Annotated in this window: 20 protein-coding genes; 13 read left to right on the forward strand and 7 right to left on the reverse strand. The window is 73.6% G+C overall.

Annotation, left to right across the window (positions count from 1 at the left end; genetic code table 11):
* Positions 1-143: 143 nt before the first annotated feature.
* Positions 144-740, reverse strand: a complete 597-nt coding sequence (locus EV372_RS26850) for a LysE/ArgO family amino acid transporter (RefSeq protein ID WP_130399142.1) — start codon at positions 738-740, stop codon at positions 144-146.
* A gap of 96 nt (positions 741-836) precedes the next feature.
* On the opposite strand from EV372_RS26850, the gene EV372_RS26855 reads away from it, so the two are divergent.
* Together EV372_RS26855 and EV372_RS26860 are read left to right on the forward strand one after the other, a co-directional pair.
* On the forward strand, positions 837-1733 hold the full coding sequence (locus EV372_RS26855) for a LysR family transcriptional regulator ArgP (RefSeq protein WP_130398344.1): 897 nt from the start codon (positions 837-839) through the stop codon (positions 1731-1733).
* 226 nt (positions 1734-1959) lie between these two features.
* Entirely contained in the window at positions 1960-2826 is an 867-nt protein-coding gene (locus EV372_RS26860; protein ID WP_130398345.1) for an LLM class F420-dependent oxidoreductase, read from the forward strand.
* A 132-nt stretch (positions 2827-2958) separates the two neighbouring features.
* On the opposite strand, the gene EV372_RS26865 is transcribed toward EV372_RS26860, so the two are convergent.
* Together EV372_RS26865 and EV372_RS26870 are read right to left on the reverse strand one after the other, a co-directional pair.
* Entirely contained in the window at positions 2959-3867 is a 909-nt protein-coding gene (locus EV372_RS26865; protein WP_130398346.1) for a serine hydrolase, read from the reverse strand.
* Positions 3864-4808, reverse strand: coding sequence for a LysR family transcriptional regulator (locus EV372_RS26870; RefSeq protein ID WP_130398347.1), 945 nt, complete (start codon positions 4806-4808; stop codon positions 3864-3866). Before EV372_RS26870 ends, EV372_RS26865 begins: the two co-directional genes overlap by 4 nt.
* Before the next feature lie 209 nt (positions 4809-5017).
* On the opposite strand from EV372_RS26870, the gene bla (EV372_RS26875) reads away from it, so the two are divergent.
* The 4 genes from bla (EV372_RS26875) (at position 5018) to EV372_RS26890 (ending at position 8826) form a co-directional block, all read left to right on the forward strand.
* Complete coding sequence (gene bla / locus EV372_RS26875; RefSeq protein ID WP_130398348.1) at positions 5018-5935, forward strand: class A beta-lactamase; 918 nt, start codon at positions 5018-5020, stop codon at positions 5933-5935.
* A gap of 62 nt (positions 5936-5997) precedes the next feature.
* On the forward strand, positions 5998-6951 hold the full coding sequence (bla, locus tag EV372_RS26880; RefSeq protein ID WP_130398349.1) for a class A beta-lactamase: 954 nt from the start codon (positions 5998-6000) through the stop codon (positions 6949-6951).
* A 349-nt stretch (positions 6952-7300) separates the two neighbouring features.
* Complete coding sequence (locus tag EV372_RS26885; protein ID WP_130398350.1) at positions 7301-7651, forward strand: DUF3817 domain-containing protein; 351 nt, start codon at positions 7301-7303, stop codon at positions 7649-7651.
* A gap of 143 nt (positions 7652-7794) precedes the next feature.
* Positions 7795-8826, forward strand: a complete 1032-nt coding sequence (locus EV372_RS26890; RefSeq protein ID WP_130398351.1) for a phosphatidylinositol-specific phospholipase C domain-containing protein — start codon at positions 7795-7797, stop codon at positions 8824-8826.
* A 24-nt stretch (positions 8827-8850) separates the two neighbouring features.
* On the opposite strand, the gene EV372_RS26895 is transcribed toward EV372_RS26890, so the two are convergent.
* Positions 8851-9327 carry a hypothetical protein gene (locus EV372_RS26895; protein WP_130398352.1) on the reverse strand — a complete coding sequence of 159 codons (477 nt, stop codon included), beginning with the start codon at positions 9325-9327 and terminating at the stop codon, positions 8851-8853.
* A gap of 443 nt (positions 9328-9770) precedes the next feature.
* Between EV372_RS26895 and EV372_RS26900 the strand changes: the two genes are divergently transcribed.
* From EV372_RS26900 to EV372_RS26920, 5 genes are all read left to right on the forward strand, one after another.
* A complete protein-coding gene (locus EV372_RS26900; RefSeq protein ID WP_130398353.1) occupies positions 9771-10577 on the forward strand; it encodes a peptidoglycan recognition protein family protein in 807 nt (268 codons plus the stop codon).
* A 65-nt stretch (positions 10578-10642) separates the two neighbouring features.
* Positions 10643-11089: a MarR family winged helix-turn-helix transcriptional regulator gene (locus EV372_RS26905; RefSeq protein ID WP_130398354.1), complete on the forward strand. Its 447-nt coding sequence runs from the start codon at positions 10643-10645 to the stop codon at positions 11087-11089.
* A gap of 123 nt (positions 11090-11212) precedes the next feature.
* Positions 11213-11722: a hypothetical protein gene (locus EV372_RS26910; RefSeq protein ID WP_130398355.1), complete on the forward strand. Its 510-nt coding sequence runs from the start codon at positions 11213-11215 to the stop codon at positions 11720-11722.
* Between the two features lie 157 nt (positions 11723-11879).
* Positions 11880-12965 carry an S-(hydroxymethyl)mycothiol dehydrogenase gene (locus EV372_RS26915; protein ID WP_130398356.1) on the forward strand — a complete coding sequence of 362 codons (1086 nt, stop codon included), beginning with the start codon at positions 11880-11882 and terminating at the stop codon, positions 12963-12965.
* Positions 12962-13594: an MBL fold metallo-hydrolase gene (locus EV372_RS26920; protein ID WP_130398357.1), complete on the forward strand. Its 633-nt coding sequence runs from the start codon at positions 12962-12964 to the stop codon at positions 13592-13594. The genes EV372_RS26915 and EV372_RS26920 overlap by 4 nt, the downstream gene beginning before the upstream one ends.
* A gap of 78 nt (positions 13595-13672) precedes the next feature.
* On the opposite strand, the gene EV372_RS26925 is transcribed toward EV372_RS26920, so the two are convergent.
* Positions 13673-14746: a hypothetical protein gene (locus EV372_RS26925; protein WP_130398358.1), complete on the reverse strand. Its 1074-nt coding sequence runs from the start codon at positions 14744-14746 to the stop codon at positions 13673-13675.
* Positions 14747-15328: 582 nt separating this feature from the next.
* On the opposite strand from EV372_RS26925, the gene EV372_RS26930 reads away from it, so the two are divergent.
* Both EV372_RS26930 and EV372_RS26935 read left to right on the forward strand, forming a co-directional pair.
* The gene (locus EV372_RS26930; protein WP_130398359.1) at positions 15329-16702 is read left to right on the forward strand and encodes a multidrug effflux MFS transporter; all 1374 of its coding nucleotides are present in this window, start codon (positions 15329-15331) and stop codon (positions 16700-16702) included.
* A gap of 275 nt (positions 16703-16977) precedes the next feature.
* Positions 16978-17187 carry a hypothetical protein gene (locus tag EV372_RS26935; protein WP_019610677.1) on the forward strand — a complete coding sequence of 70 codons (210 nt, stop codon included), beginning with the start codon at positions 16978-16980 and terminating at the stop codon, positions 17185-17187.
* A gap of 39 nt (positions 17188-17226) precedes the next feature.
* On the opposite strand, the gene EV372_RS26940 is transcribed toward EV372_RS26935, so the two are convergent.
* Both EV372_RS26940 and EV372_RS26945 read right to left on the reverse strand, forming a co-directional pair.
* Positions 17227-17946 carry a DNA alkylation repair protein gene (locus EV372_RS26940; protein ID WP_130398360.1) on the reverse strand — a complete coding sequence of 240 codons (720 nt, stop codon included), beginning with the start codon at positions 17944-17946 and terminating at the stop codon, positions 17227-17229.
* A gap of 94 nt (positions 17947-18040) precedes the next feature.
* A complete protein-coding gene (locus EV372_RS26945; RefSeq protein WP_130398361.1) occupies positions 18041-18898 on the reverse strand; it encodes a SigB/SigF/SigG family RNA polymerase sigma factor in 858 nt (285 codons plus the stop codon).
* Between the last annotated feature and the right edge of the window lie 297 nt (positions 18899-19195).

Here is a 19195-nt window from a genome sequence, read left to right on the forward strand (position 1 = left end):
CTCTCGCCTGATCAGGCAACCCTTCCCTACTTGAAACGTTTTATGACCGGGGCGCACACGGCCCCCAGAGGAAGGCCCTCGCCACGCCGTGCGCCGTCCCGGACTCCGCCGGGGTGCGGTCGGCCCGGCGAAGGGGCGGCGGCTCAGGCGCCCAGGGCCATGCGCACGCCCAGGGTGAGCATGACGGCGGCGATGAGCGCGTCCAGGACCCGCCAGGCGCCCGGGCGGGCGAAGACCGGGCGCAGCAGGCGGGCACCGAAGCCCAGCCCGAAGAACCACACGAGGCTGCCCGTGACCGCGCCCGCCGTCCACCACCAGCGCGCGTCGCCGTCCTGCTGGTTGGCCAGGGAGCCCAGGAACACCACCGTGTCCAGGTACACGTGCGGGTTGAGCCAGGTGAGCACCAGCGCCGTGGTCACCGCGGCCCCGCGTCCGACGGAGGAACCGCCTCCGACCACGAGGGAGCCGGGGCGCAGGGCGCGGCGCGCGGCGGACAGGCCGTAGACGACCAGGAAGCCCGCGCCCAGCAGGCGGACCACGGTGACGGCGAGGGGCGCGGCCTCGACGACGGCGCCGACGCCGAGGACCCCGGCCGTGATGAGCACGGCGTCGGACAGGGCGCAGACCAGCACCACCGGCAGGACGGTGCCGGTGCGGCCCTCGATGCCGATCCGCAGGACGTGGGCGTTCTGGGCGCCGATGGCCACGATGAGCGCCAGCCCGGTACCGAGGCCGAGCATGGCGGGGAGAAGTGTCTCGTTCACCCCGAAACGCTAGGTCGGACACCCATGTGCAGTAAAGCTAAACTTTCTTAGGATACATGAGAGAGGCTTAACATGCCGTTCCAGTTCGACCACCTGCGCACCCTGACGACCCTGGTGGACGAGGGCACCTTCGACGCCGCCGCACGGCGGCTGCACGTGACCGCCTCGGCGGTGTCCCAGCGGGTCCGGGGGATGGAGCAGACCGCGGGCCGTGTGCTGGTCCAGCGCACGAACCCCGTGCGGACCACCGCCGCCGGGGACGTGGTGCTGCGCTACGCCCGCCAGGTGCTGCTGCTGGACGAGGACGCCGCCGCGGAGCTGCGGCTGGGCGAGCGCGAACGGGGCCGGGTGTCGGTGCCGCTGGCCGTCAACGCCGACAGCCTGGCCACCTGGTTCCTGGAGGCGCTGGCGGACCCGCCCGCCGACCTGGGCGCGGTGTTCGAGATCCACCGCGAGGACGAGGAGCACACCACCTCCCTGCTGCGTTCGGGGGCGGTGATGGCCGCCGTGACCTCCACCCCCGAGGCGGTCCAGGGGTGCACCGTGGCGGGGCTGGGCGCGATGCGCTACCACGCGGTGTGCAGTCCGGGTTTCGACCGGGAGCACCTCGGCGGCCGGGCGGACCCGGAGCTGCTCGCCCGGGCGCCGGTGGTCGACTTCGACCGCCGCGACGACCTCCAGGACCGGTTCCTGCGCGAGTCCCCCGGCGGTGGGCCCTCCGGCCCCCGGCACTACGTCCCGGCCTCGGAGGACTTCGCCCGGGCCGTCCTGCTCGGGTTCGGGTGGGGCATGGTGCCCGAACCGCAGTGCTCGGAGCACATCGCCTCGGGGCGGCTCGTGGCCCTGGCCCCGGACCGCCCCGTGGACGTGCGCCTGTACTGGCAGCGGTGGAACCTGCGCTCCCCGGTCCTGGACCGGGTCTCGGAGGCCGTGCGCGCGGGCGCGGCCGAGCGTCTGCGCCCGCTGTGACCGGGGGCTTCGCACCGCGCGGGCGCCGCGGTCCGTCCCGGCGGCCGGGTCTTCGGCCCCGCACCGGGCGGGCGTCACGGGGCGAACGGGGCACGACGGCCCGAAGGACTCCCCTCCCCCCGCCCGGGGAACGCTCGATCGGGGTGGAAGGTGGGTAGGTCCCCCGTGTCCGTCCGGCGGGCCGCCGGGGGCGGCACGCCGACACCACCGTCAAGGAGGGCCCGACATGAGCCTGAACGCCACCGCCGTCGACCTGGGGACCTACGGAGTGTGGGTGACGAGGCCCGACCTGACCGCCGAAGCGGCCGCCGAGATCGAACGACTGGGTTACGGAACCGTCTGGGTCGGCGGCTCCCCCGGCGCGGATCTGGAGGAGGTGTCCACGGCGCTGGCCGCGACGTCGCGGATCGCGGTCGCGACGGGCATCGTCAACATCTGGACCGCGGACGCGCGGGCGCTGGCCGACTCCTTCCGCCGGATCGAGTCCGAGCACCCCGGCCGGTTCCTGCTCGGCATCGGCGCGGGCCACCGCGAGGCCAACGGCCCCGAGGCGGTCAGGCCCTTCGGCGCGGTGGTGGACTACCTGGACGTCCTCGACCGCGGCGGCGTGCCCGCGGACCGGCGCGTGGTCGCCGCCCTGGGGCCGCGGATGCTCGGCCTGTCCGCCGAGCGCTCCGCCGGAGCCCACCCGTACCTGGTCAACCCCGAGTTCACCCGCGGCGCGCGCGAGGCGCTGGGCGAGGGCCCTCTGCTGGCTCCCGAGCACAAGGTGGCCCTGGGCGGGGACCGCGAGCGGACCCGGCGCACCGGCAGGAAGGGGCTCAGCGTCTACGTCGACAACCGGCTGACCAACTACCTCGCCAACTTCCGGCGCCTGGGCTTCTCCGACGAGGACTTCGCCGACGGCGGCAGCGACGCGCTGGTGGACGCCATGGTCGCGCAGGGCGCGCCGGAGTCGGCGGCGGCGGAGCTGCGCGCGCACCTGGAGGCGGGCGCGGACCACGTCGCGGTGCAGCCGCTGGCCGAGGACGACGGCATCCTGCCGGTGCTGGCCCGGCTCGCCCCGGCCCTCGGGCTCACCGCCCGGGGCTGAGGCCCGCCCCCATGGTCGGGCCGCACGAGTCGCCGGTGTGACCTGGGGGCCCTGGCCCGCTTCTCAGCGGGGTTCGGGCGCCGGCTTCGGCCACGGGCGCGGGTTCGCGGCGAAGGAGTGCGCCTTCGCCGGTCAGCGGACGCCCGCCCGCAGGTGGTCGCGCAGTTCCCTCGCCACGCGCGCCATGAGCGCCTCGGCCCCCGGCTGGTGGTAGGCGGGCACGCGCGACTCGGTCAGCACCGCCACGGCGAAGGCCTGGCCGTCGGCGTGCTCGACCACACCGATCTCGTGGCGCAGGTTGAGCAGGGTGCCGGTCTTGGACGACCACCGGGAGAGGTCGGAGGTGAAGTCGGGGGCCAGCCGGTGGCGCAGCAGGTTGTCGCCCATCAGCTCCCGCACCCGTGCGGCCACGTCCGGGTGGATCGTCCGGGGCCGCCACAGCGCCTCCAGCAGGTCGGCGAAGGCCCGGGCCGCCCCGGAGCTGGCCCGGGTGACGTCGAGCTGCTCGATGCGGTGCCCCCGTCCGGCGGTGCCCTCGCCGATGGCCAGCGAGTGCGCCAGGTGCGCGCCCTCGGGGCCGAGCCGGTCGGCGGGGGTGTCGCTGAGGCCGCGCATCGTGTGCCGGACGGTGATGCCGCGCAGCCCGGCCGCGCGCAGCGACGCGGCGACCCGCTCGGGAGGGGTGATCTCGAACAGGGCGTCGGTGGCGGCGTTGTCGCTCAGGCACATGCTGAGGTAGAGCAGGTCCTCGACGCTGACGCGGGCCGGGTGGCGGAACCGGCTCATCCCGGTGGGCCCCGGGGTGGTGATCCGGCCCGGCTGCACGAGGACCTGCTCGGCGCCGTCGATCTCCCCGGCGCGGATCCGTTCGAGCGTGGCGACGGCGAGCGGGACCTTGACGAGCGAGGCCGTCGAGAACTCCAGGTCGGGTTCGATGCCCAGTTCCTCGCCCGTGCGCAGGTCACGTACGAGGAAGGAGCCCCGCAGTCCCCCCTCGTCGAGTTCGCGGCGCAGGTCGCGGACCAGGGCGGTGGCGCTCACGCGGACTCCTGCCCGGGGTCGGGGCGCCCGAGCGGTTGGCGCCCGGACCGCTCGCCTCGGCCCTCCTCCGCCGGGGCGCCCAGGCACCGGGCGATCGCCCGCCCCAGGAGGGCGCGCAGCCGCTCCGCCTCGTCCCCGGTCTCGGCGGCCACCTCGTAGCCGCGGGCGAGGCGGACCTCGCCCGCGGGGCGCCAGTACAGCCCCAGTTCCTCGGCCTGGCGGGGCGAGCAGAGCAGGAGGTCCTCCGAACCCAGGACCTCGGCGGCGGCGGAGGCCAGGGAGGCGGCGAGGACCACCTGGCCGGGCCGCAGGCCCACGGCGTCGCGCAGGCGGTTGAGGGGGTCGCGCACGTGGGGGACGTCGTCCTCGGGCTGGAGCCAGACGCGGCGGCCGCGCGAGGACGAGCGGTCGCGGGGCAGGCGCAGGGTCTCCAGGTAGACGGCCCCGGCGCGCGGCTCCCCGGCGCCCGCCAGCCCCAGCGGGACCTTCCACGCGGCCTCGCCGGGCGGCACCCCCGCCAGGGCGGCGCGCACCTCGCGGGCGCCCAGCAGCTCGGTCCGCGCCGAGGGCGCGGCGGAGCGGAAGTCCAGGTGGATGCCCTCCTCGCGGGCCTCGGCGCCCAGGAGGGCGAGGTCGCGCGTGGCGCAGGTGTCGGGCACGGCCAGGCGCAGCGGGCGCAGCGCCGCCCTCTCGGCGTCGTGCTCCATCTCCTCGGCCAGCCGGACCAGGCGCCTGGCCGAGGGCAGCATGTCGCGGCCGAACTGGGTGAGGGTGGCCCTGCGGGTGGAGCGGTCGAACAGGCGGGCGCCCAGGTGCCTCTCCAGGGCGGCGATGCGCCTGCTGGCGACCGGCTGGGGGATGCGCGCGGCGGCGGCTCCGAGGGTGAAGCTGCCCCTCTCGCTCACGTTCACGAACGCCTTGCAGGCGCCGACGAGGTCCATGGCCCTCATGGTATGCCGTTCTGGCATGGAAATGGTCGTTTCTGTCTTGGACAGCATCATTGCCAGCGGTCAGACTGCTGGTCGAGGCCGCCCGGCAGGGCGGCGCGTGCGGGTTCCCGCACGGCTGACCGGGGGTCTTTCCGTGTCCGGGCCGCCTTCGGCCCCGGACGAAGACTCGCGCACACCCAGGACAGGAAGAGCAGGCACACATGGTGTTCTCATCCCACCGGCGCACCGGACTCGCGGCCCTGGCCGCGGTCGTCCTCGTCCCCGCCACCGGCTGCGCGGCTGCCAACGGCGCCGCGGCACCCAGCGCGGAGCAGTCGGCCTCTCCGGCGGCCTCCGGCGGACCCGCCCGGGAGTTCGAGCGGTTGGAGGAGGAGTTCGACGCGCGGCTGGGCGTCTACGCGGTGGACACCGGCAGCGGCGAGGAGGTCGCGCACCGCCCCGACGAGCGGTTCGCCTACGCCTCGACGCACAAGGCCCTGACCGCGGCACTGGTGCTCCAGCAGAACACGCCCGAGGAGATGGAGGAGGTCGTCACCTTCACCGAGGAGGACCTGGTCGACTACTCGCCGATTACCGAGCAGCACGTGGACACGGGCATGACGCTGATGGAGGTGGCCGACGCCGCCGTCCGCTACAGCGACAACACCGCCGCCAACCTGCTCTTCGAGGAGCTGGGCGGGCCGGACGCGTTCGAGGACGAACTGGAGGCGATCGGCGACGACGTCACCGACCCGGAGCGGATCGAGACCGAGCTGAACGACTGGACGCCCGGGGACACCAGCGACACGAGCACGCCGCGCGCCATGGCCGGGAACCTGCGCGAGTTCGCCCTCGGCGACGCCCTGCCCGAGGACCGGCGCGAGGTGCTCAACGACCTGCTCGTCAACAACACCACCGGCGACGCGCTGATCCGCGCCGGGGTGCCCGAGGACTGGCGGGTCGGCGACAAGACGGGCGCCGCCAGCCACGGCACGCGCAACGACATCGCCGTCATCTGGCCGCCGGAGGGCGACCCCATCGTCCTCGCCGTCATGTCCAGCCGCGAGGCGGAGGACGCCGAGTACGACGACGCCCTGGTCGCCCGGGCCGCCGAGGTCGTCGCGGAGGAGCTGGCCTGACGCCGCTCCGTGCCGACCGGGCACGGAGACCGGACGTCCCCAGGACAGAAGGAGCAGGGAAGATGTTGCTTTCACCCCTACGGCGCACCGGACTCGCGGCCCTGGCCGCGGTCACCCTCGTTCCCGCCGCCGCCTGCGGGGCGGACGGTTCCGGCCCGGCCCCGGGGGCGGAGCCCTCGGCCGGGCCCTCCGCCGAGGGCTCGGCCGGGCGGTCGGCCCCGGCCGACCTCTCCGCCGGGTTCGCCGACGAGTTCGCGGACCTGGAGGAGGAGTTCGACGCGCGGCTGGGCGTCTACGCGGTGGACACCGGCAGCGGCGAGGAGGTCGCGCACCGGCCCGACGAGCGGTTCGCCTACTGCTCCACCCACAAGGCCTTCAGCGCGGCGCTGGTGCTCCAGCGGAACACGCCCGAGGAGATGGAGGAGGTCATCACCTACGACGCCGACGACGTGTTCGGCCACTCACCGGTCACCGAACAGCACGTCGACACCGGGTTGCCCCTGGTGGAGGTGGCCGACGCCGCCGTCCGCTACAGCGACAACACCGCCGCCAACCTGCTCTTCGACGAACTCGGCGGACCCGACGGGTTCGAGGAGGCGATGGAGGAGATGGGCGACGACGTGATCGAGGCCGACCGCGTCGAGCCCGGCCTGAGCCGGTGGGCGCCCGGGGACACCCGGGACACGAGCACGCCGCGCGCCATGGCCGGGAGCCTGCGCGAGTTCGTCCTCGGCGACGCGCTCCCCGAGGACCGGCGCGAGGTGCTCACGCGGATGCTCGTCGACAACCTGACCGGGGACGAGCTGATCCGCGCCGGGGTGCCCGAGGGCTGGGAGGTCGGCGACAAGACGGGGAGCGGGAACTACGGCACGCGCAACGACATCGCCGTCCTGTGGCCCCCGGAGGGCGACCCCATCGTCCTCGCCGTCATGTCCAGCCGCGAGGCGGAGGACGCCGAGTACGACAACGCCCTGATCGCCGGGGCCGCCGAGGTCGTGGTGGAGGCCCTGGGCTGACGGCGCCGGGCTGGAGGCCGACCCGGCTGAGGCGACTCGGCCGGGAGAGCCCGGCCGAAGGGGCCGGGTCGGGGCCGCGCGGCCGGTCGCACGACCGCGCGGGGCCACGGAGGGCCCGGGGGCGCGTGCCCCCGGGTCCTCCGTCTCCTCCGGTCCGTGCCCCGGCCGCCACGGGCCGGGCCGGAGGGGCCCGCCACCGGTGCGCGCGGGACGCCCGAACGTGTGCTCTCGCACCGCCCGCCCCGGATCCGGCCACTCGAAAACGTGTCCTAGCCTGGGAGCGGTCCGGGCCCGGCGGGCGCCGGGAACCTCCCCTCCTGTCCAGAACCGAGCGAGTCCGAGGAACAGCGTGAGCATCAGTCCCCGTGTCACAGCGATCGTCTTCCGCGTGGTGGCGATCATCGAGGCCCTGACCTGGATCGGCCTCCTGGGCGGCATGTACGTCAAGTACCTGGGCAGCGGCAGCGAGGCGGGCGTGCACCTCTTCGGCCCCCTGCACGGGGGCGCCTTCGTGCTCTACGCGGTGGTCACCCTGGCCGCCGCCCTGCACCTGCGCTGGAACCTGTGGGCGACGCTGGTGGCCCTGGCCGCCTCCGTGCCTCCCCTGGGCACCCTGGTCGCGGACTGGTGGCTGCACCGCACCGGGCGCCTGGCCCCCCGCGCCGAGGAGCGGGACCGCGCGCCCGAGCCCGTGGCCTGACCCCCCGGACTCCGCGGGGCCCGACGGGTCTTCACCCTCCGTTGGGCCCCGCGCCACCTTCCGGAGCATGACCCTTTGCGCACGAGCGGTGACCTGTGGTTGGTTGACCACCAGTCAGTGACCCCCAGCGCCGAAGGACCCCCATGCCCTCCGCCCGCACCGCCGCGCTGACCTGCGCCGCGCTCGCCCTCGCCCTGACCTGCTCCCCCTCCCCCGCCTCCGCCGCCGAGGGGACCCTCTCCCGGACCACCTCCGTGGGCGTGCACAACGCCTACGAGACGGCCACCTTCCCCCATCTCGCCGACGCCCTCGACTCCGGTGCCGGACTCCTGGAACTGGACGTGTGGACCGACGAGTGGTTCGGCACCTGGCGGGTCAACCACGAACTGGTCGGCCAGCGCAACAACTGCGCCGGGGCCACCAGCCCCGACGAACTGCGCCGGGGCGGCGACGGCGACCTCGCCGACTGCCTGCGCGACGTGCGCACCTGGCACGAGGCCAACCCCGGCCACCCGCCGCTGCTGCTCAAGGTCGAGATGAAGAAGGGCTACCACGCCGAGGCAGGCCTGGGCCCCGCCGAGTTCGACGCGCTCGCCGACCAGGTCCTCGGCGACGCCCTGTTCCGCCCGGACGACCTGCTGGCGGGCGCGCACGCCACCCTGGACGAGGCGGTGCGCGCCGACGCGTGGCCGTCGCGCGACGCCCTGGCCGGGAGGGTCGTCGTCTACCTGACCCCGGGCACCTTCGAGCGGGGCAACCCCTTCGACGACCTGTGGACCGACGAGGAGCAGGCGTCGCGCCTGCGCGACCTGGCCGCCGAGGGCCGCCTGGACGAGGCGGCCACCTTCCCGGCCGTGCTCGGCGCCGGGGGCGGCGACCCGCGCGAGCGCTACGCCGAGGACCTGCGGCCGTGGTTCGTGGTCTTCGACGGCAGCGCCCCGACCTACACCGGGGGCATCGACACCTCCTGGTACGGCGAGAACGGCTACCTCCTGGTGATGACCGACGCCCACGCGGTGTCCCCCGCGATCGACGCGCGCACCCCCTCCCCGGAGGAGGCCGCCGCCCGCGTGCGCGCACTCGCGGAGGCCGGGGCCACCACGGTGACCAGCGACTGGGCGGGCCTGCCCGAGGTGCTGTCCATGGTCGTCCCGCACGGCCCGGGCACCGGCTGACGCCGGGGCCCTCCGCCGCAGCGCCTACTCGGCTCGCGCCCCGCGCGAGAAGTAGGCGTTGGACGCGGGCAGGAACAGCAGCACGAGGGCGGCCAGGCCCAGCAGTCCCGGAACGGCTTCGCCGAGGAGGTCGTAGGCCGACATCCCGGCCGGCGGCCACGCGGTGGCGTCCATGTTGACGGTGGCCAGGTCCAGGAGCACGACGAGGACAGCGGCGGCGGCGAGCAGGAGGCGCGCCCAGTTGCGGCCCCGGCGCACCAGGACGGCGAGGAGGACGCCCACCGCCGCGAACAGCAGCGTGGCGGCGCCGGACACGGCGGCCTGGCGCAGGCCTCCCTCCTCGCCCTCGGCCGCGCGCATACTGTCCAGCCCGGTGGGGGCGACGACGAACACGTTCAGCACCCACAGCACCAGGTCGACGGCGATCAGGGCGAGCAGGAGCAGGAAGGCCGCCTCCACCGTCCCGGGGCGCCCGGTCCTCTCGGTGGTCGTACTCGTCATGGGTCCTCTTCTTCTTCCGCTGGTTCTCGGGGTGGGGGGAGAAGGAGCCCGGGGGCACGGGTCGCCTGAGTAGTCAGGAACTGTACAGCAAACGCCCGGAGCCGGACACCGACGCAGTTAAGGGCGTCGGCGGCCCTCCGGGGGACACCGCCTGGCGCCCGACGAGGGCCGGGCCCGGGCACCGCGGTTCGGAAAAGACCTGTCGAGGACAACGGAAAAGACGCGCAAAGAGGCGGGGATGGAACAGGGGAAAACGCGCATTCCCGCTCTATCGTTTCTCCGCCGTCTTGTACACCAACGACCTACTTCTACCCATGGGGTCAAAGGGTGGCGTTCTGGCCGGTCACGGCAGTGAAAATTCACCGCGTCACCCTTTGTGCACCGTGGGTGGTCCGTGTTCCCTTATGGACTGGCAAGTCATGACACGAGCCGAAGGATCACCCATGACCAGAACCCACCGGTCAGGTCCGGACAGACGCACCGTCCTGCGCGGGGCCGTGTTGGCCTCCGGCGCCGCCGTTCTCGGCGGGGCCTTCACCGCGGGCGGCGCGAGCGCCTCCGCGGGGGTGGCCGAACCGCCTCTGCACACCCGGGCCGACTGGGGAGCGCGCTCGCCCGCGGGCCGGGTCCAGATCCTGGCCACCGCGCCCAGCTACATCGTGGTCCACCACACCGCGACGGCCAACAGCACCGACTACTCGCTCAGCCACGCCTACGCCCTGTCCAGGGCGATCCAGAACTACCACATGGACTCCAACGGCTGGCTGGACACCGGCCAGCAGCTCACCATCAGCCGCGGCGGCCACGTCATGGAGGGCCGCGACCGCAGCTTCGCCGCCATCCGCGAGGGCAGCCACGTCGTGGGCGCGCACGTGGCCAACAACAACAGCACCTGTATCGGCATCGAGAACGAGGGCCTCTACACGAGCGTGAGCCCGACCGGGGCCCTGACCGACGCGCTGGTGGCCACCCTGGCGTGGCTGTGCGGGGCCTACCGGCTCGATCCGCACAGCGCGATCCTGGGCCACCGCGACTTCAACGCCACCGCCTGCCCCGGCGACGTGCTGTACGCGCTGCTCCCGGAGCTGCGCGACGCGGTCGCCGACGCCATGCTGGCGCCGGTCCCGGGAACGGTCGCCCGCCGCGCGCCCGCCGGGAACGGCCCGACCTACCCGACCGTGCCCGAGGACGAGCCGGACCGCCTGTTCTACCACGGTCCCGCCCGGGGCCCCGACGACTTCACCCGCTGACCCGCCCGCCGGGGCGGTGCCGCGCGGGGCGGACCCGCCCCGCGCGGTGGGGGAGACTGGGGAGTGTGAGCACCGAGAACAGCCGCCCCGGGCCGCCCGTGACCAGTCCCTCGATCATCCTGCTGACCCTGGCGCGCGGCATCGAGACCGAACTGAACGCCGCGCTCGCGCCCCTGGACCTCACCGTCGCCCGGCTCGGGCTGCTCGGCCACATCTCCGGGGTTCCGGGCGCCTCGTTCAGCGACCTGGCGCGGATGTCGGGGATCACGGTCCAGAGCGTGCACGGCTCGGTGAAGTCGCTGGTCGCCGCGGGCCTGGTGCGCGACCACACGTCCCGGGCCGGGGCCGCCTCGGCGATCGAGATCACCGACGAGGGCGCCCGCCTGCTCGACGCTGCCAAGCAGGCGGTGGCCGCGGTGGACACCGCGATGTTCGGGCCGGACGCCGACCCCGTGCGGCGGCGGGTGGGCGAGGCCGCGCGGGAGGCCTTCGGCGCCCCGGGCGGCTCCTGAGGGCGGCCGTCGGCCGCCTCTCCCGCCTCCCAGACCAACTCCGGGGTCGTGGACCGCCCCCTCCTTCAGGGTGCCTGAAGCCAGGGATATGCTTCAGGCACCCTGAAGGAGGAAGGACATCTCATGGAACACCTGCTGCTCTCGGTCCACGTGCTCGCCGCCATCGTGTTCGTCGGCGGATCGACCGTCGCGGCCAGCCTCTTCCCGCGGTTCGCCCCCGTCGCCGTGCCCGCCACCGTCGGCGCCGCCGACGCGGGGACCGCGGGCACTCCCCCGGGCGCCCGCTCCCCCGACGGGCGCGACCCGGGTGAGCGCAACGCCGCCGTGGCCGCCCTGCTGCACCGCACCACCCGCGGCTACGCCGTAGCCGGAGTCGTCGTCCCCGCCGTCGGGATCGCCCTGGCCCTGCTCCAGGGCCGGATGGGCGAGATCTGGGTCATCGTCTCGATGCTGCTCACGGCTCTCGCGGGCCTGATGCTGGCCGCGCTGATCTACCCCCGCCAGCGCGAGGCGCTCCGCGAGCCCGGCGACCCCCGCGCGCTGCGCACGCTGTCGATGATCACCGGGGTCTACAACCTGGTGTGGGCGTCCGTCGTCGTGCTCATGATCGTCCGTCCGGGCTCGGGGGCGTGACCGGCGCCCCCTGGCCACACCCCCGGGGAACCGGTGGGAGGGCGTCCGGCGCAGGAGGAGGCCCCCGGACCGGGATAGGTGTGACGCGGGTGGGGAATGGTGCCGGAAGCGGCGCGCACCCGCGCCGCCTCCGGCCACGTGTGGGGGGTAAGCGAAGATGTCTCAGCGGGTACAAGGGGTGGTCTGCCGGTCCAAGGGGGCACCGGTGGAGACCACCACGGTCGTCGTGCCCGATCCGGGCCCCGGCGAGGCCGTGGTCAGGGTGCAGGCGTGCGGGGTGTGCCACACCGACCTGCACTACCGCGAGGGCGGCGTCAACGACGAGTTCCCCTTCCTTCTCGGGCACGAGGCCGCGGGCATGGTGGAGTCCGTGGGCGAGGGCGTGACCACCGTCGCACCGGGTGACCACGTGATCCTGAACTGGCGCGCGGTGTGCGGGGACTGCCGCGCCTGCCGCCGGGGACGGCACCAGTACTGCTTCGACACGCACAACGCCGAGCAGCGGATGACGCTGGAGGACGGCACCGAACTCTCCCCCGCCCTGGGCATCGGCGCGTTCGCGGAGAAGACCCTGGTCGCCGCGGGGCAGTGCACCAAGGTGGACCCGCAGGCCTCGCCCGCCGCGGCCGGTCTGCTGGGCTGCGGGGTCATGGCCGGGATCGGTGCCGCCATCAACACCGGCGGCGTGGGCATCGGGGACTCGGTGGCCGTCATCGGCTGCGGCGGCGTGGGCAGCGCGGCCGTCGCGGGCGCGCGGCTGGCCGGGGCCGGACGGATCATCGCCGTGGACCTGGAGGACCGCAAGCTCGAATGGGCGCGCGGGTTCGGCGCCACCCACACCGTCAACGCCTCCTTCACCGACCCGGTCGAGACCATCCGCGACCTGACCGGCGGTTTCGGCGCCGACGTGGTGATCGACGCCGTGGGCACCCCCAGGACCTACGAGCAGGCCTTCTACGCGCGCGACCTGGCGGGCACGGTCGTGCTGGTGGGCGTGCCCACCCCGGAGATGCGCCTGGACCTGCCGCTGCTGGACGTGTTCGGCCGCGGCGGGGCGCTGAAGTCCTCCTGGTACGGCGACTGCCTGCCCTCGCGCGACTTCCCCGTGCTCATCGACCTCTACCTCCAGGGACGCCTGGACCTGGACGGCTTCGTCACCGAGGAGATCGGACTCGGCGAGGTCGAGGAGGCCTTCGCCCGGATGGAACGCGGCGACGTCCTGCGCTCGGTGGTGGTCCTGTGAGCGGCGCGCGCGTGGAACACCTGACCACCTCGGGGGTCTTCGCCCTGGACGGCGGGGAGTGGGAGGTCGAGAACAACGTCTGGATCGTGGGCGACCGCGACCAGGCGCTGGTCATCGACGCCGCGCACGACGCGGGCGCGATCCTGGGCGCGGTGGGCGACCGCGAACTCGTGGCGGTGGTGTGCACGCACGCGCACAACGACCACGTCAACGCGGCCCCGGCGCTGGCCGAGGCCACGGGTGCGCCCATCCTGCTGCACCCGGCCGACCGGGTGCTGTGGGACATGACCCACCCGGACCGCGCACCCGACGCGGAACTGTCCCAGGGACAGGACATCACCATCGCCGGGACCGGGCTGACCGTCCTGCACACCCCGGGCCACGCCCCGGGCGCGGTGTGCCTGTACGCGCCCGACCTGGGCGTGCTGTTCAGCGGCGACACCCTGTTCCAGGGCGGCCCGGGGGCGACGGGACGGTCCTACTCGGACTTCCCGACGATCGTGGAGTCCATCCGCGACCGGCTGTTCAGCCTGCCGGAGGACACGGTGGTCAACACCGGGCACGGCCCGTCCACGACGATCGGCGCCGAGGCGCCCCACCTCCAGGAGTGGATCGACCGGGGACACTGAGGGCCGCGGTGCGCGGCCCGCCATCCGGCGCGCCCCCGGTGTTCGGGGCGGCGGCCGGGGGCGCGCCGCCCGCCCCGCTCAGACGGGGCGGGCGGCGGTGAGGCGGGCCCCGTACTCCATGGCGGCGAGCACCGCCGGCACGAACCGCCCGGAGAGCCGCTCCAGCCGGTCCGGGGCCAGGACGACGCGCAGCGCGCCCGGCGCGAAGGTGGCCAGCGCGCGCCCGACCAGGGGGTCGTCCCGGCGGGCGCGCAGGCCCGCCACCGTGCCCGGCCAGTGCCTCTCCTGGACCGCGCCGAAGGCGGCGGCGGTGGTCCAGAGCGCGAACAGCGGCCCGGAAGCGGTGCCCAGGTGCTCGGCGCAGTCCCGGCTCAGCTCCCCCGGCGCCGCGCCCCACCCCTCCAGGACCCGCGGTGTGGGCCGGTGGGCCTCGGGCACGTCGTCGCCGGTGTCGATGACCACGGCCTCCCCGGTGTTCCAGCGCAGGAACGGCAGCAGCGGGGGCAGGTCCAGGACCGGCCCCGCGAAGCGGGCGCCCTCCGCCGCGAAGCAGGCCGAGTGCCGGAGCCCGTGTCCGTCGTTGCCCTTGATGCTGGGCAGGTCCTCGTGCTCGACCAGGTTGGGCGCCGCGACCAGGGCGGGGGTGCCGCGCTCCCGCAGGAACCGCAGGGCGGCGCGGTCGTCGGATCGGCCCTCGGCGCCGCGCAGGTAGCGGCCCATGTCCAGGGCCAGCTCGCGCGGCAGGAGCAGGGCGGGGGTCGGCATGTAGGGGTTGATCACCGGGACCGCTCCGGCGCCGGTGAACACCGCCCACCGGGCCAGGTAGGCGGTGCGCGAACCCCATTCCACGAAAAGGGAGAGCGCGGCCTCGGAGTGCCTTTTCACCGCGTCGCGCACGGAGTCGGCGAAATCCGCGCACACGCGGACGTCGTCCTGGAGGACGAGGTGGTGTGTGGAGTCGAAGCGTTCAGCGCTGGAGAAGGCTACCTGGGAGGCGCGCAGGGAACTGGGCGGACCGTCGGGCTCGGGATCCACGGCCAGGCAGGCGTCCGCGATCCCGAGGGAGTCCAGGACGCGGCGCGCGGCGGCGATCCGGCGGGGGTGGGTCATGACGGACGCGGACAGCACGACGGGAGAAAGGGGGTTCGACATATTCCGAGAATAACCGGAAAACGGCCGAACACAAGGCCGGGATAAAGTATTTCCCTTTCCCCATAAACCCTTACCCGGCCAGGCTAGCACACGCTTCAGGGGAATTCCCATACCTCTGCCCGCGGTGTGCGGCCCCCGGAGGACGGACCCCCGGCCCCGCAAGCCTGTGAGCTCCTGGGGCGCGCCTTCCAAACCCGCTCCTTTCTTCACAGAACAATCTGCCGAAAGGCATTTTTCGCTCAGCGGAACTACCACCGGGTAACCATGGCGAATCGAGCGCAACGGGGCCGGGAGGACGGGCAGGACCCGAGGACCCGACGACCCCTCATCCCGCATGGGCGTCGTCACAGCGGACCGAATCCCTTTACCAGCAGGGCATTCCACCACCGTAATTCGGATCACTCGACGTGTTGGGTAAAGCGGGGATTGCCTGCTCCTAGCCTTGTGTTGGAGGCGGAAGTGATCCCGGGACCCTCTGGTCCTCTCATGGGACTTCTGTCGGCGCCCCGCCCGAAGGCGGTTCACGGCGCCCCCGCGTACCGCGCACCGCTTGTCGATACCTTTCCCCGCGTTGGAGCCTCGGTGACCCTTGCTTCCGCACGTCCGAATCGTCGTGCCCAGATCACCACGGACGTCCAGGTCGTCCCGGACGCCCAGAACGTCCCGTCCGCCCACAACCCCCCGCACCACCACGACGTGCCGCAGCAGGCCGGTCCGGCCCGCCAGGAGACCACGACCGCCACGGCCCGGACGCGCCGCCGCACGCTGCTGCTCGTCCTGGTCCTCGGCGTGCTGTCCGCGATCGGCCCGCTCGCCACCGACCTGTACCTGCCCGCGCTGCCCCAGATCGCCGCCGATCTGGGCACCAGCGAGGCCAGCGTCAAGCTCACCCTGACCTCGGTGATGGCCGGTCTGGCCCTGGGCCAGCTCGTCATCGGCCCGCTCAGCGACCGGTGGGGGCGCCGCGCGCCGCTGCTGGTCGGCATCGGCGTGTTCACCGCCACCACCCTCGCCATCACGACGGTGGGCAGCGTGGAGATGTTCAGCCTGCTGCGCTTCGGCCAGGGGCTGTCGGCCGCGGCCGGACTGGTCATCTCGCGCGCGATCGTGCGGGACGTGTTCGACGGCGACGCCGCCGCCACCTTCTTCTCGCGGCTGGTGCTGCTCTCCGGCCTGGCCCCCATGCTCGGCCCGATCCTGGGCGGCCAGCTGCTCTTCTTCGGACCCTGGCAACTGCTCTTCGCCGTGCTCGGCGCCGCCGGGCTGGCGACCTTCGCACTGGTGCTGTTCGGCCTGCCCGAGAGCCTGCCGCCCGAGCAGCGCGAGCGGGTCAGCCCGCGTGCGCAGCTGCGCGTGTTCGGCCGCCTGCTGCGCGACATCCGCTTCACCGCTCCCACGCTCACGCTCGCGCTGAGCTTCGGGATGAGCTTCACCTACATCTCGACGTTCTCGTTCGTGGCCCACTCGCGCTTCGGGGCCAGCGCCCAGGAGTTCAGCCTGGTGTTCGCGGTGACCACGCTCGGCATGATCATCGGCAACCAGCTGAACGCCTACCTCATCCGCCGGGTGGAGGTCCACCGCCGCCTGTTCCTGGGCCTGGCCGGGTCGATCGCCTCGGTGGCCGCGCTGGCGCTGCTGGGGTCCTCGGGCGGCGCGAGCCTGGTGACGGTGACCGCCGCGCTGTTCGTGATGATGGTGTTCACCGGACTGGTGTCGCCGAACGCCACCGCGCTGGCCCTGGACGGACAGCCGCCGAAGATCGCCGGAAGCGGCTCCGCCCTGCTGGGCACGCTCCAGTTCGGTATCGGCTCCGGCCTGGCCTCGACCGCCGGGATGACCGGCCCGGTGACCCTGTCCAGCATGACCGCGGTCATGCTCGCCACGGCCGTGGCCGCCGCGGTGGTGTTCACCGCCTTCGCGGTGCGTACGCGGCGCACCGCGCTGGCGACCGCCTGAGCGTTAGTGCGCACGGCTGGTGTGATCGGCCCGTTCGGGTCGGGCCGGCCCTCGCCACCGGCGTCGTGGACGTGGTGGCGGAGGGGCGCCGCCGAGCGGACTCGGAGCCGGACCCGCTGGGCCGTGCGGCCCCGGGCCGGGGGAAAGCGCGCGTTCCGTGCGGGGAACGGGTGCGCGCGGAAGCGGGAGGCGGGACCGGGTGAAACGTCGCGTCTCGCGGGTATAGGTCTGCGGCGAAGACAACCGATCTACCCCCCATCCCCTGGAGGCAGAGCGTGCGAGTACGCATCGTTCTTTCGACCCTCGTCGTCCTGTGGCTGCTCGTCGGGCTGATCGCCGCGTTCCAGCGCGGCCTGTTCAGCAACGACGAGACCTCGTGCTCGACGCTGGGCCACACCGTCGGAACCATCTTCGTCGGGCCGTTGAACTACATGGGGGTCAATCCGACCATCGAGTGCCCGCCCCTGCCCGAACCCTCCGAGTAGCGGATCCGGCGCCGCGTCCCCGCGGGGGCGCGGCGCCGCTCAGAGCCCACGGTAGTGGGCGCGCTGGCCGGGGTCGAGCTTCTCGATCGCGGCGCGCAGCAGGGGGCGCGGGGCCCGCGCGGCGTGGGCGTCGAGGAAGGCCAGCAGCCGGTCGCGGTCCTTGTCACCGGCGGCGCGGAGCATCCACCCCACCGCCTTCTGCACCAGTTCGTGGTCGTCGCCCAGGAGGATCTCGGACAGGGCGAAGGCGTCGTCGAGGTCGTCGTGGGCGATGAAGTGCGCCGTCGCCACGATGGCGGTGCGCCGCCGCCACGGGTCGTCCGAGCGCGCCAGGGTGTACAGGACCCCGCGGGGGCGGTCCCGCAGGTGGCGGCCCAGGACGTGGTGCGCGGCCAGGTCCACCAGGTCCCAGTTGTTGACGCGGTCGTGGCGGCGCAGGTACAGGTCGGCGAGCGCGGCGACCTGTTCGGGCGTGCCGCGCCGGTGGCGGGCCTTCTTCTCCATGATGCTCATCGCCCCGGCCCGGGCCTCGTGCACGGGGCTGTCCATCAGCTCCTCGACCTGGTCCAGGGGCATGTCCACGAACTCCTTGGCCAGGGCGAACACCGTGCCCATGCGCACTCCGACGAAGTAGTCGTCCTCGGGCTGGTGTCCGGCCTCGAAGCGGAAGTAGCGCTGGTACTTGCGGAGTTCCTCGTCGCTGCGGTGCTCGTCGAGGCGCGTCAGGAAGGCGCGGGCGGTCAGCGGTGCGGTGGCCATGGCGGCATGGTAGACGTCCCCGGTGACAGCGGGCGTGAACGGCGCCGCCGGGAGGACGGCCCCCGTCGGCGTCCTCCCGGCGGCGCGGTCCGCCTCATCCCCGAGCGCGCCCGTCCTGTCCCATCTCCTCGCGCAGCTGCCCCAGGACGCCGTTGAGGAGCCGGGAGACGTGCATCTGCGAGTAGCCGAGGCAGTCGGCGATCTCGGACTGGGTGTGGTCGCCGAAGAAGCGCAGCATGAGGATCTCGCGCTCGCGCTCGGGCAGGCGGGCCAGGGCGGGCTTGAGCGACTCGCGCTGGACCACCAGTTCCAGGCCCTCGTCCTCGCTGCCCAGGTGGTCCTCCAGCCGGGTGCCCTCCTGGCCCTCGGAGTCGGAGGTGTCCGGGGCGTCCAGGGACAGCGACCGGTAGGACTCCGAGACCTGGATGAGCTCGCCGACCTCGGCCTCGGGCAGCCCCATCTCCTCGGAGAGTTCGTGGACCGTGGGCGTGCGCGCGTGGGCCTGCTGGAAGTCGTTGAGCGCCTGGCGCAGCTTGATCCGGTTCTCCTGGTGGCGCCGGGACACGCGCACGGCCCAGGTGTGGTCGCGGAAGTGCCGCTTGATCTCACCGGTGACCGTGGGCATCAGGTAGGAGATGAACGGCTTGCCGCGGTCGGGGTTGAAGCCGTGGATGGCCTTGACCAGCCCGAGCATGGCGGTCTGTTGCAGGTCGTCCAGCGGTTCGCCGCGGCCGTTGTAGCGGCGGGCGAGCTTGTTGACCAGCGGCTGGTAGAGGACCACGACCCGTTCGCACAGGTCGTCGGCCCGCGGATCGTCCCTGTCCAGGCCGTGGAGCTCGGCGAGCATGTCCTCGGCGGTGGGGTCCTCGTCCCAGACCGGTCTGCGCGGTCCGGGGACGGCTGGTGTGTGGTCGAAGGTCTCGTGCGTCGCGTGGGGAACGTTGATGGACAAGAGGAAGCCCCCGGTGTCGTGTCCTGTTCGGTGCCTGATGTCTGCCTGGAGGACAGTGAGCGGGCGGCACGCCCGCGCTGTCTATCGAGGTAGGAGGCCGGGATCCGGCGGGGGATGATCGCGATGTGAGGAGTACGTTCCCTAAGAAAGGGGACCAAAAGCCGCCGGGAGGAAATTTTTCGCCATACGCTATAAACCGGTCGCCCACCCGTCCGAGAGGACCGGAAAGGCACGGGAAAGGCGTCCGTGCCCCGCGGGGCTCCCCACGCCCCCGCCGGGCAGGGCGCCCCGTTTTCC

This window comes from Nocardiopsis sp. CNZ308 (assembly GCF_004217075.1).

Excerpts from the sequence above, each read along its gene's own strand:
- EV372_RS26895 (WP_130398352.1), bottom strand. The coding sequence starts at position 9,327 with ATGACGAGTACGACCACCGAGAGGACCGGGCGCCCCGGGACGGTGGAG.
- EV372_RS26870 (WP_130398347.1), bottom strand. The coding sequence starts at position 4,808 with ATGGACCTCGTCGGCGCCTGCAAGGCGTTCGTGAACGTGAGCGAGAGG.
- bla (WP_130398348.1), top strand. The coding sequence starts at position 5,018 with ATGGTGTTCTCATCCCACCGGCGCACCGGACTCGCGGCCCTGGCCGCG.
- bla (WP_130398349.1), top strand. The coding sequence starts at position 5,998 with ATGTTGCTTTCACCCCTACGGCGCACCGGACTCGCGGCCCTGGCCGCG.
- EV372_RS26925 (WP_130398358.1), bottom strand. The coding sequence starts at position 14,746 with ATGTCGAACCCCCTTTCTCCCGTCGTGCTGTCCGCGTCCGTCATGACC.
- EV372_RS26910 (WP_130398355.1), top strand. The coding sequence starts at position 11,213 with ATGGAACACCTGCTGCTCTCGGTCCACGTGCTCGCCGCCATCGTGTTC.
- EV372_RS26855 (WP_130398344.1), top strand. The coding sequence starts at position 837 with ATGCCGTTCCAGTTCGACCACCTGCGCACCCTGACGACCCTGGTGGAC.
- EV372_RS26940 (WP_130398360.1), bottom strand. The coding sequence starts at position 17,946 with ATGGCCACCGCACCGCTGACCGCCCGCGCCTTCCTGACGCGCCTCGAC.
- EV372_RS26915 (WP_130398356.1), top strand. The coding sequence starts at position 11,880 with ATGTCTCAGCGGGTACAAGGGGTGGTCTGCCGGTCCAAGGGGGCACCG.
- EV372_RS26860 (WP_130398345.1), top strand. The coding sequence starts at position 1,960 with ATGAGCCTGAACGCCACCGCCGTCGACCTGGGGACCTACGGAGTGTGG.
- EV372_RS26890 (WP_130398351.1), top strand. The coding sequence starts at position 7,795 with ATGCCCTCCGCCCGCACCGCCGCGCTGACCTGCGCCGCGCTCGCCCTC.
- EV372_RS26850 (WP_130399142.1), bottom strand. The coding sequence starts at position 740 with ATGCTCGGCCTCGGTACCGGGCTGGCGCTCATCGTGGCCATCGGCGCC.
- EV372_RS26900 (WP_130398353.1), top strand. The coding sequence starts at position 9,771 with ATGACCAGAACCCACCGGTCAGGTCCGGACAGACGCACCGTCCTGCGC.